Origin of the sequence: Nesterenkonia sp. (genome assembly GCF_029265375.1) — a bacterium.
Lineage (GTDB): Bacteria > Actinomycetota > Actinomycetes > Actinomycetales > Micrococcaceae > Nesterenkonia.
In genome coordinates, this window is record NZ_JAJUJJ010000030.1 from 24,305 (window position 1) to 31,653 (window position 7,349).

10 protein-coding genes are annotated in these 7,349 nt (G+C 63.3%); 7 read left to right on the forward strand and 3 right to left on the reverse strand.

Going from position 1 to position 7,349, the window contains the following annotated elements; all coding sequences use genetic code 11:
- The first annotated feature begins 6 nt into the window (after positions 1-6).
- The 5 genes from Q1K09_RS11220 (at position 7) to Q1K09_RS11240 (ending at position 3,093) form a co-directional block, all read left to right on the forward strand.
- Entirely contained in the window at positions 7-414 is a 408-nt protein-coding gene (locus Q1K09_RS11220; protein WP_300345514.1) for a hypothetical protein, read from the forward strand.
- Between the two features lie 94 nt (positions 415-508).
- Positions 509-694: a hypothetical protein gene (locus Q1K09_RS11225; RefSeq protein ID WP_300345515.1), complete on the forward strand. Its 186-nt coding sequence runs from the start codon at positions 509-511 to the stop codon at positions 692-694.
- Positions 691-1,857: a LysM peptidoglycan-binding domain-containing protein gene (locus Q1K09_RS11230; protein WP_300345516.1), complete on the forward strand. Its 1,167-nt coding sequence runs from the start codon at positions 691-693 to the stop codon at positions 1,855-1,857. The genes Q1K09_RS11225 and Q1K09_RS11230 overlap by 4 nt, the downstream gene beginning before the upstream one ends.
- An 11-nt stretch (positions 1,858-1,868) precedes the next feature.
- Positions 1,869-2,210, forward strand: coding sequence for a holin (locus tag Q1K09_RS11235; RefSeq protein WP_300345517.1), 342 nt, complete (start codon positions 1,869-1,871; stop codon positions 2,208-2,210).
- Between the two features lie 115 nt (positions 2,211-2,325).
- The gene (locus tag Q1K09_RS11240) at positions 2,326-3,093 is read left to right on the forward strand and encodes a hypothetical protein (protein WP_300345518.1); all 768 of its coding nucleotides are present in this window, start codon (positions 2,326-2,328) and stop codon (positions 3,091-3,093) included.
- 117 nt (positions 3,094-3,210) lie between these two features.
- Here Q1K09_RS11240 and Q1K09_RS11245 read toward each other — a convergent pair whose 3' ends face one another.
- A complete protein-coding gene (locus tag Q1K09_RS11245) occupies positions 3,211-3,903 on the reverse strand; it encodes a hypothetical protein (RefSeq protein WP_300345519.1) in 693 nt (230 codons plus the stop codon).
- A gap of 266 nt (positions 3,904-4,169) precedes the next feature.
- On the opposite strand from Q1K09_RS11245, the gene Q1K09_RS11250 reads away from it, so the two are divergent.
- Together Q1K09_RS11250 and Q1K09_RS11255 are read left to right on the forward strand one after the other, a co-directional pair.
- Complete coding sequence (locus Q1K09_RS11250) at positions 4,170-4,784, forward strand: hypothetical protein (RefSeq protein ID WP_300345520.1); 615 nt, start codon at positions 4,170-4,172, stop codon at positions 4,782-4,784.
- 5 nt (positions 4,785-4,789) lie between these two features.
- Positions 4,790-5,827 (forward strand): XRE family transcriptional regulator, encoded by a 1,038-nt coding sequence (locus Q1K09_RS11255; protein ID WP_300345523.1) that lies wholly within the window; start codon positions 4,790-4,792, stop codon positions 5,825-5,827.
- 44 nt (positions 5,828-5,871) lie between these two features.
- Here Q1K09_RS11255 and Q1K09_RS11260 read toward each other — a convergent pair whose 3' ends face one another.
- Together Q1K09_RS11260 and Q1K09_RS11265 are read right to left on the reverse strand one after the other, a co-directional pair.
- A complete protein-coding gene (locus Q1K09_RS11260) occupies positions 5,872-6,774 on the reverse strand; it encodes a tyrosine-type recombinase/integrase (protein WP_300345521.1) in 903 nt (300 codons plus the stop codon).
- Positions 6,775-6,832: 58 nt separating this feature from the next.
- Entirely contained in the window at positions 6,833-7,192 is a 360-nt protein-coding gene (locus tag Q1K09_RS11265; RefSeq protein WP_300345522.1) for a hypothetical protein, read from the reverse strand.
- Between the last annotated feature and the right edge of the window lie 157 nt (positions 7,193-7,349).

The window sequence follows — 7,349 nt, forward strand, 5'->3', positions numbered from 1 at the left end:
AGCAGCATGACGCCCCCACCCCTCACCCTTGTTTCGCTTCTGGGGTCCATCGAGGCCGTCATTGTCGCCGCCACAGCATTGCTGGCCGCGCTTACCGCGGGATTAACCACAACGTATAGGGGCTGGCGGTGGTTGAAGGCTCAGATCACGGAGCTGCAGCAACGTTCCGGCCAGACCCTGCACGAGGTGAAGAACGATCACGCCAAGAACTTGCGCGAGGACATGGACGAGAAGTTCCAGGCAGTCCACGTGAAGATCGACGCCCTAGCCGACGGGCTGAGGCGTCTCGACGAGCGTGACCGGCAGCGCGGCGACACCGACGTAGCGATCTACAGGCGGCTGGGCCAACTGGCCGAGCAGGACAATCTGCTGCACCGCCGCATCGACAACGAGCTGAAGCGCCCCCACGACTAGCCCCTGCCGACCAACCGAGTCTGGAAGCCCCGCAGCGATCCCGCTGACGGGGCTTCTCCATACCCAGCAGCCCCCACCCCTGGAGGAGGACACCGTGCCGAAACTGCCACCCGAAGACCAGCTCGCCCCAGCACACGACCTGGGCGGCGAGCCCACCGAGGAAGACCTGCCCGCCCCTGACCTCGACGACTACGACACCGACCCGACGCCGGGCCAGGACCACGACATCGACATCGAGCACGTCGCCGTCCCCGAGACCGACGAGGAGCCCCCACGATGAGCAGCCGCCCCACCATCCTCAAGAGATCCACCTGGACCTCCCAGCCGAAGGGCTTTACCCGCATCACCAGCCGGCTCCTCGACCCCGCCGACATCGTGCTTCTAGTCCCCCACTACCCCGCCATCGGCGACGTCACCGTCGGCGTGGAGCCCCTCGAGACCAGCTGCGCCCGGATCCGCGGCTGGCGCAACCTCCACATCCGGGTCAACGGCTGGGCAGACCTGGGCTACCCCTACGTCATCGACCAGGCCGGCAGGATCTTCGAGGGCGCCGGCGATACGCACGCGGCCGCCCACGCGATGCACCACAACTTCACCGCCCTCGGCGTGCTGTTCATCGTCGGCAACGGGGAGCGGCCCAGCGCCGCGGCGCGCGCGAGCTTCCGCGCCCTCGGCCGATACCTGCGCGCCACCAAGTTCCCCAACATGCGGACCCTCCCGGTCGACCACGGCAACCTACCCCGCAACTCGACCGCCTGCGCCGGTCAGCCGATCCGCAGCGAAATCGCCGCCGGCCGGCTGACCTTCGGACCCCTCACCGGCCGGCCGACCCCGGCCGCGCCGGGCGGCACCTACACCGTCCAGCCCGGAGACACCCTCTCCAGCATCGCGGCCGCCCACGGCACCACCGTCGCCGCGCTCGCCGAGGCCAACGGGATCAGCAACGTCAACCTCATCAAGGTACGGCAGCGGCTGACCATCCCCAGCAGCAGCGACAGCGGCGGTCTGAGTAGGGCCACCGATACGCCCTGGCCGGGCAGCGCGCTCCCCCAGGTATTCCTCGCCGCCAGCAACCCGTTCCGCAGTACCCCCGGCGTGCCGCTGGATAACTGGCACCGCGCCGTGCCGGCCAGCCATTCGGCCGCGTTCTTCGAGTACCTGCGCCGGGCCGGCTACCGGCCGACCGGCACCAGCAAGTGGGCGCATGAGGAGCTCGCCCGCCAATGGCTGCTCGACGCGCACCGCAGCGTGACACAGCGCGCCGACGTCCGCCGGCATGGCAACGGCAAGGCGTTCGGCAACGCGGCCAGCATCTGGGCCGCCGTGCAAGCCGTCCTCGCCGCAGGAGGGCTCTACAGCGGAGCCATCGACGGCCAGCCTGGCCCCGCCACCTGGTGGGGCCTCACCGAACGCATGAACCGACAGCGAAACGCCTACAAATGAGGAGCCCTCTCATGTACACCACAGACTTCTGGAAAGCCGCCGCCGAGCGCTCAGTCAAAACCATCGCCCAAACAGCGCTCGCGGTCATCGGCCTCTACACCAGCGGCCTGCCCACCGACACGCCCGCAGGAATCCACAACATCGACTGGCTCGGAGTCGCAGCCGCAGCCGCGCTCGCCGGCGTGGTGTCGCTGCTGACCTCCATCGGCTCAGGGGCGAAGAGCGGCACGCCCAGCCTTGGGGACCTCGAGGACCTCCCGGGGCATGCGTACATCCGTATTCATCCCGAGATCGATCACGACGAAGCCGTAGAACAGCTGCGCCGAGCGCAGAACGAGGCCGAGCAACGCTGAGTGGCCGCAACAGGGCGCCTACTAGCGCGCCCCTCGATAGACCTGCCCGGGGGCAGCCCCGGCAGGAGTGGCCCGTAGAAAGACTGCGGACCAAAGTGTTCAAGAAAGGAACGCGATGCTGAAGAAGGACGGCGAGCGACTGCTCGCAAATGCCGACGCGAAGAACCTGCAAGTCGCAGAGGAGAAGGGTCACGAGAAGTGCCGCAGGGCACTTCAAGAAGTCGCAGACACTCTGGATGCCGCGGAGGACTACCGTCCCCTGTTGGACCGAGCGTACGAGATCGGCTATGAGCCGTCGTGGGATGGGGGTGTTTCGTTCGATTTCAAGGATGCACCTTTTGGGATCGTCATTGGGGGCATGCCTGTTGCCTCACTCACTGACGTAGAGAATGCCTTGTCAGATGAGGAGGCCGTGAAGCAGGGATACCTCGACGAGGCTGCTCTGGCCCTTCCCGAACTGGAAGAGTACCGCGTCGCCGACACGGAGGAGGGGCAAGATGGTGCTGTGCAGATTCAGCCCACGAGTGCTTCCTGGCATCAGACATACCCGGGCGGCGGCCTCGTAGAGGGGATGCACTATCGCTGGTACAGCAACGCAAACTCCCACGTCTATGGGTTCGGAGTCCTGGGAGGGCGTGTTGTCTCTTCACGTCCGGTGTTCCGCCACATTCTCATTCGTCGGTTCAACTACCGGTTGTCACAGAACAACATCCTGACTGCATACGAGACCCGTGCGCGGTCGCGCTACACCCTGGCAAATAGCGGCACGGAGTATTCGAGGTTCCGCACCTCGAGAACCAGCTACTATCAGTGGCATTCGTTCAGTCAGTCGGTTGTCGGTAGGGCAGCCGAAATGTGGCGTAGTGACTGGCGCGTCCTCTAAACCCTGAGAGCCCCGGGGCGCGTTCCTCGAACCGCGGAGTCTCCGACCTGGGGTCGAAAGCCCCGTCTCCGGCTTCACTTCGAGGCCAGAGACGGGGCTCTTCGTCGTACTGCCAGCTCACTCGTCGACAGACGAGACCACTGTTTGGTCGGCTTCGACGGTTTCGCCGTTAAAGTCGAAGCACTCCCAGTGGTCGCCAGTGGTGTGCTCGGGTGTAAAGACTGACGCGACTGGTTCGTTTCCCTTCGATGTGGGCATAACGAGTGTCTGAGCGGTGGTGTTCGGGGCCTGGCATACGTAGTGAATTCGCCGGAGTTCCTCAGACGGGACACGTCCGCCACCCTCTCCGAAACAGGTCGGGCCCGCCTCCTCGCGGGTCCCATATCCGTCTTCGCGGAGCCAGTAGTAGAGCGCTTCCTCGCATGATGTCTCCCCGGCCTCCATGTGGACAGTCGCATCAAAGTAGCCGCGGAGGATGTCCATGTCGAAACTCCCGTGCAGATCCCACATCTCACCGTTTGGTGCCGGGACGACGTCAGGCACGGGATCGTCGAATATGACGAGGGCTTCGTCCGGCGCGCCCTCTTCGAAGGGGCCTGCGGCTGGAACTGCGGGCGCTTCAGCTTCAGAGATTGGCGTCTCTGCTTTGTTGTCCGAGGGGTCCTGGCTGGAGCAGCCAACCAAGATGAACAGCAGCAGGACCACTACAGCGGCGAGAATGCCGAGGCCGATCAGGGCGCGGAGCAGCTTCTTCCCGGCCGGCAGTTCGTCAAAGTCTCTTGATGCGTAGTTGGGCTGCATTCTAGGCATCGTTCAGTTCTCCTTCAGGGTGCGGTGTAGTCGAGCATAGGGGTTCTCGTTCCCCAGCGGTACCCGTAGTGGGCCCAATGGCCTGCTCAGCCGACTGGCTGGTTATGCGGGCCGTTGTCTTTCAGCTTCGCGCACTGATGAGTTGGTCATTCAGATGCAGCCAGGCTCGCTTCTCCGAGGGCGGCGTTCGCGTGTCGGCTGCTGCGGTGGGCTCATCGGGGCGGCACTTATCCGGGCGTGAAGGGCGGCGTGGTATATTTTCTGGTATGTTTTCAAGGGATTTCCCACAGGCGGAGGCGGTTCTCGACGACCTCGGTCCCGAGTTCGTGCAGTCATTCATCACGGCGGTGGACGGTGCTCGGGATGATTATGAGCAGATGCGTGAGTCCTATCGCGATTGGTTCGTACGATTCGCCAGTCGTACGACCGCCAACATCATTCATGAACGCATTTGGGCGCGATTTGTGGACGGACTGCAAGGACAAGACGAGATTGTGATCGTCGACGAAGACCCCACGCGGGAGATCCACAAGGGACTGAACTACCAGTTGCGGATCAAGCGTCATCATCCCGGTGACAAGATCTCGACGTTCGCGACTGATGGCGCTAAGGGGTTTTGGGCGAACGATAATCTTGCGTTGGACGGATTTGAGTCCCATAGTCTGGCAGTGGGTTACCTGTGGGATGCAGACCTCCGCGCCGTGGGTGAGGCGGTGCTGTCTTACCGCAGCTCTCTGGATAGCCCAATTTGGGGGATTCAGTTGAAGCGTGATGTTGGCAATGTGGCTGGATTCAGCTGGGAGCCGATGCAGCCTGACCTTCCCGAGGTGGATCTCACTGGCATCATCGTGCCGGACGAGGAGGAAGGAAGAGCGTCGTGAGTTCTATGATCGGCGACGTCATTCTCGTGCTGAGGCGTGCGGCGAACATAACTCAGGAGGAACTTGCCCAGCGACTGGGCATCACTCAGGCTTCGCTGTCACGCTACGAGAACAACCTGCGCTCCCCCGATGAGTCGGCTCTGGAGGCAATTGCTGAAGCACTTGGTGTCACTGCTGGGTTCCTCGACCATGACTTCCAGATTCAGGGTGCCATTGCGGCGGATGCGCATATGCGCAGGCAGAAGACAACCAAGCCATCTGACTGGAAGCGAGTGGAAGCTCGTCTCAACGCGCTTCGTATGCACTCGTCGTACCTGCTGGAGCGGGTGCCGTTGAATCCGAAGAACCATGTCATCCAGCTGGACCCCGACGAGCATCTTCCCAGTGAGGCCGCGATGATGGTGCGCGCGGACTGGCGTATGCCTATTGGGCCCATCCGGAGCCTCACGCGTTGGGTCGAATCAGCTGGGGTGCTTATTGTCGAAGAAGACTTCGGTACTCACCGAATCGATGGCATGTCTCAGTGGGCTGGGGATCACGCCGTGATCTTCATCAATAGCTCGTTGCCTACCGACAGGAAAAGATGGACGATCGCCCACGAGCTGGGGCACCTGGTTCTGCACTCCAACTATGTCGACACCGACGTTGAAGCGCAGGCAAATGACTTCGCGACCGAGCTCCTGATGCCTGAGCACATCATCGCCCCGCAGCTCACGGGACATCTGACCCTCGGAAAGCTGACGGACCTGAAGGCTGAGTGGGGCGTCTCAATGCAGGCGATTTTCGAGCGAGCTTTCCGGATGGGGAAGGTCACCAGGGAAGACCGCAGCCGGTTCTACCGTGCTCTGAACGCTCGTGGATGGAAGGTGCGCGAACCTGGCAGTGAATACTTGCCTCCGGAAACTCCCGAGTTGGCAGCCGCAGTCGGAGACCAGCTCCGGGGTGCTCGTCTGCGGGATGAAGAAATTTGCCAGCTCGTCGGAGTCAGAGACCTGGCAGGAACGCCATTCGCGTCCAAACGGCCCCGACTTCAAGCTGTATAGGGAGCTTTTCACTATAGGTCTCGTGGACCGGTTACCGAGCAAGGCTACGCCGCTTCTGCATAGCCCACTCTCGATCCCCCAGGGGTCCTGCTGGCTGCGGCGACGGCGGTGCGGAGGTAGTCGTTCGGCACTGCGGTGTAGATCTGTGTGGTGTTCAGCGACGCGTGCCCCAGCAGCTCCTGCACCACTCGGACGTCGCGGGTCCGCTCGTAGATCGTGCTGGCGAACGTGTGCCGCAGCTGATGCCCGGTGTAGCCGGCTGGCAGCGCTTCGGACAGCAGCTCGCTGACTCGCGCTGCCGAGAGGTGACCGTTCACGGCGCCGGGAAAGCAATAACCGTCAGCGGCCGCAACCCGCTCGATGATCGTCTTGTCGTCGACCGGCACCACCCGCTGGTGGCCACCCTTGCCGTGCACCACTAGGGACCAGCCCATTAGATCCTCTATGAGGTCGTCGCGGTGCACCACGGCGATCTCGCACGCACGCAGACCGAGATACCGACCCAGCTTGATCATCAGCCGCTCGCGCTCGCTGGCTTCGTTGAGGGCTTTCTGGATGATCCGGCCGGGGATGGGGCGCGGCTTCGGGCGCTTCTGCTTGATGGAGGGCAGCGCTCTGGTGGGGTCGGTGTCGATGCGTCCGGTGGTGAGTCCCCATTGGTAGAAGCCGGTCAGGGCTGAGCGATGGGAGCGGAGTGTGTCTGCGCCCCACTCCTGGGCCCCGAGCCAGTGAATCAGGTCCTCGAGGGTGAGCTCCCATGGGCTCTGCTGTGGGAAGGCTCGGCCAAGACGTTCGAGCTGCTTGCGCCGCAGGTTGATGGTGCGTGTGCTTTGGCTGCAGGCTCGTAGCCATTCGAGGTAGCTGGTGATGTCGTCCACCCATGTATCGGGCACCGGTTTGCGGTGACCACGCGTAAACGAGTACTCCATGAAAGTGACATACAACACCTTGCCAGGCTCGCGCACAGCGTCTTTCGAGCTGTCATCGAGGGCGCTCCTAGCTGGCTCACTCACTCGGGAGGACTCCCAGCGCCCGCAGTTCAGCGGCAACCTGTTCCAGGGCGCGGCCGAGCTGGTACCACTTCTCGATGAAGAATCCGCGCTTGCAGGTCCCGCCGATCATGGTGCCGCCGCGTGCCTCGAAGTCGATGTCGAAGCCCTCGGGCATGTAGCGCGCCCGACCATAGGCGATCTTGAGGCGGCACCAGGAGCCCCCGGCCAGGATGTCTACCGCCTCGTCGTGGTCGCCTCGCTCAATGATCCAGGTATCACCTTCAACGGCGTAGTGCTCGCTGCTGGTGTCGAGTTCAGCATCGGGGAACAGCGCAAAGATCTGGGATTCGAACTGCTCGGGCCAGGGTGTCATCAGGCTGCTTCCTTCCACTGAGCGGGCTGGTCGACGAACAGCGGCACAATGACGTCCAGGGCCCGCCAGCGAGACTGGTAATCGAGTGGTTGCTGGTTCGAGTCCAGCCGGGGGAGCTGAGAAGAATCACCAGGGGAGCCTCCACCGTCATCGGTGG